We start from the raw sequence: 643 nt of genomic DNA on the forward strand, positions 1-643 counted from the left end.
GGTCCGCGAAGATCACGGCCATGTGTGTCTGTGTGTGCAAGCCTTCCTATGACTCGTCTCTGACGGACGCTCAGTGGGCTGTGATCGAGCCGCTGCTGCCGCGGCGCGACCCGCGCAGGGCGGGCCGGCCGCTGAAGTTCCCGCGCCGGCTGATCGTGGACACCGTGCTGTACGTGCTGGTCAGCGGATGCGCGTGGAGGCTGGTTCCACACGATCTCGCCCCGTGGGACGCCGCCTACCGGTGGTTTCGCGCCTGGAGTGCCGACGGCACCTGGGACCGGGTCCACGACGCGCTGCGCGAGAAGGTGCGCGTGGCGGACGGACGCGACCCGCAGCCCTCGGCAGCGGTGCTGGACTCGCAGTCGGCCCGCAGCCACCAGGGCGGAGAGGCGATCGGCTACGACGCGGGCAAGCGCGTGCGGGGCCGCAAACGGCACCTGCTGGTGGACACCTGCGGCCTGGTCCTGCGTGCGGTGGTGCACTCCGCCTCGGTACAGGACCGGGCGGGCGCGAAGCTGGTCCTCACCGGGATCGGGGAGCTGTTTCCGCAGGTCGGGCTGGTCTGGGTCGACGGCGGCTACGTCAATGCGGTCGACGCGGGCCTCGTGGGCTGGGCCGCCTCGCACGAGGGCCTGGCGATCGT

At 71.7% G+C, this 643-nt stretch carries 1 protein-coding gene; it reads left to right on the forward strand.

Annotated features, from left to right (window positions below):
- Positions 1–20: 20 nt before the first annotated feature.
- A partial coding sequence (locus tag SM793_RS36300; RefSeq protein WP_320443407.1) for an IS5 family transposase occupies positions 21–643 on the forward strand: 623 nt, incomplete at its 3' end.

Source organism: Kitasatospora purpeofusca (genome assembly GCF_034043715.1).
In the GTDB taxonomy this organism is placed as follows: domain Bacteria; phylum Actinomycetota; class Actinomycetes; order Streptomycetales; family Streptomycetaceae; genus Kitasatospora; species Kitasatospora purpeofusca_A.